Annotated in this window: 2 protein-coding genes and 1 pseudogene; all 3 read right to left on the bottom strand. The window is 73.8% G+C overall.

Annotated elements, in window-relative coordinates; translation table 11 throughout:
- Positions 1-900, bottom strand: a pseudogene (locus HMPREF3159_RS08960) (hypothetical protein); the annotation flags it as partial.
- Entirely contained in the window at positions 897-1,772 is an 876-nt protein-coding gene (locus HMPREF3159_RS08955) for a PP2C family protein-serine/threonine phosphatase (protein ID WP_070500714.1), read from the bottom strand. The pseudogene HMPREF3159_RS08960 and the gene HMPREF3159_RS08955, both read right to left, overlap by 4 nt.
- The coding region (locus HMPREF3159_RS08950) for an FHA domain-containing protein (protein ID WP_168165404.1) at positions 1,769-2,289 on the bottom strand (521 nt) is incomplete at its 5' end. The genes HMPREF3159_RS08950 and HMPREF3159_RS08955, both read right to left, overlap by 4 nt.

The following is a 2,289-nucleotide window of genomic DNA, read 5'->3' as shown; positions in this document are numbered from 1 at the left end:
GGGGCCGGCGGTCGACTGCCCGGGGGCGGCGGGAGCGGGGACCGGAGTCGCCGTCGGAGCAGGGGTGGAGGCCGGTGCCGGCGACGCGGCCGAGGCGTCGTTCCCGAAGAGGCCCGCGAAGAGGTTCGGTCCCGAGGACGCCTCCTCCGCGGCCGCGGGGCGCGAGGAGGACGCGGAGGATCCGCCGCGGGACAGCGACGGCGGCATCTCGCCCGGCTTGCGGGTGGCGACGGAGGGCCTGCGGATCGACGAGGAGCTCGAGCCGGACCCTGCGGTCGTCGAGGGCTTCGAGGGCGTGGGCGCCGGGCGCTCCGCGCGGCGCTTCTTCGCCTCCTCCGTCTCGATCGAGCGGCCGTCCTTCTCCACCTGCTCGGCGAGCGCGGCGCGGTCGGGCTCCTCGAGCTGGGCGGGGTCGACGGTCATGTGCACGAAGCCGCGCACGGGCACGATGCCCGAGACCACGCGCGGCGCGCCGACGGGCTCCTCGGGCGGGAGGTCGCCGAAGGCCACCCGGCGCACCCCCTCGAAGGAGCTGATCACCAGCGGCTGCTCCTCGGTGCCGACGACCATCTGCGCCCCCTCGGCCGTGTAGACGGCCAGGGGCGTGGAGCCCTTCACCCCGACCGTCGCGCTCTGCCCGTCGTGGACCCCGAACAGCAGCGCGGTGAGCTTGTCCGCGCTGCCCAGATCACCGGCCTCGACCAGCTGATCGACGAACTCCTCGGCCTCGGGGCGCCGTCCCAGCACCTCCCAGGCCGCCTCCGTCACCTGCTTGCGCAGCCCGGGGACGAGCACCACCCAGCGGTCCTCGCGCACCACGAGGGTCGCCGGGCCCTGTCGGGTCCAGGTGCCGAGGCCGAGCAGGGAGGCCGCGGCGGACGCCGTGTCCTCGGTCGTCATGCCCGGCCCTCACCGTCCGCGAGGGGGCGCGGGAGCGTGTCCTCGTCGACCTCGAACTCGTCCTCCGCGGGAGAGGTGCCGCCGGCGGTGTCCTCGGAGGCGCCGGGCTGCCCCAGCACCTCGACCGCCTCGACGATCACCACGGAGATGTTGTCGTGCCCGCCGCCGTCCAGCGCGCGGCGCACCAGGTCCTCGGCGATGGTGCGCACATCGGTGGGTCGGCGCAGCATCCGCTCGATCGACGCGTCGTCGACCTCGCCGGTGAGCCCGTCGGAGCAGATCAGCATCCGGTCGCCGCCCTCCGCCGGGATCAGCCAGTAGTCGGGATCCGACTCCGGCCCGGCGCCGAGCGCCCGGGTGACCATGTGCCGGTAGGGGTGGATCCGCGCCTGCTCGGCCGAGATCTCGCCGCGGTCCATCAGCTCCTGGACCACCGAATGGTCCACGCTGACCTGCTCGAAGATCTCCCCAGAGAGGCGGTACACCCGGGAATCGCCCAGGTTCATCACGACCCAGTAGCCGATCCCGTCCAGCACCATCGTCGCGACCAGTGCGACCGTGGTGCCGGCGCCGAGGGTCGACTCGCCGCCGAGCTCGCCGATGCGCACCGACGCGGTGTGCAGTGCGTCGCCGAGCTGCTCGACGGTGACGTTCTGCTGGAGCGTCAGCTTCTCGAACTCCTCGACCGCGATCGCGCTGGCGACCTCGCCCGCGTTGTGCCCTCCCATCCCGTCGGCGACGAGATGGATCGGCGTGGCGGTCAGGAGGCTGTCCTCGTTCGTCGCCCGCACATGGCCGACGTGGGTGGCCGAGGCGGAGACGACGCGGACGGTGCCCTCGAGGTCCGGGTCGGAGAGGGAGCGGTCGATCACTGCACCCTCTCCACGGACAGGGTCCGGTCCCCGAGGGTGAGGCGGGCCCCGGCCGGGAGGACCGTGGGGGTCTCCGGCACGAGGTTCTCGCGGGAGCCGTCCTCGCGCAGGATCGTCGAGCCGTTGGTGGAGCCGAGGTCGGTCACCAGCAGCTCCTCCCCCGTGCCGTCGATGCGCAGGTGGGTCTTGGAGACGGAGCGGGTGTCGTCCTTCATCACGAAGAGCACCTCGCCGGAGGGCGAGGAGGGGTTGCGTCCGACCACCACGGCCTTCTCGACGACGCGCTCGGCGCCGTCGTCGGTGGTCAGCCGCACCTTCTTCACGGGCGCGAGATGGGCGGGCGAGATGCGGGTCGTCTCGAGGTCGCCGAGGTCCTCGGGCACGGACATGCGCGTCACCTCGTCCACGCCGTCGTCGCCCCAGGCATCACCGGTGACGTCGCTCGGGGCGTCGCCGCCGTGCGCGGCCGCGTCCTGGGCCTGCGCCGCCGGGGCCTGGTCCGCCGAGGCCGCGGGAG

This window comes from Brachybacterium sp. HMSC06H03 (assembly GCF_001807385.1).
GTDB classification, from domain to species: domain Bacteria; phylum Actinomycetota; class Actinomycetes; order Actinomycetales; family Dermabacteraceae; genus Brachybacterium; species Brachybacterium conglomeratum.
This window is presented reverse-complemented; position numbering and strand designations above follow the sequence as displayed.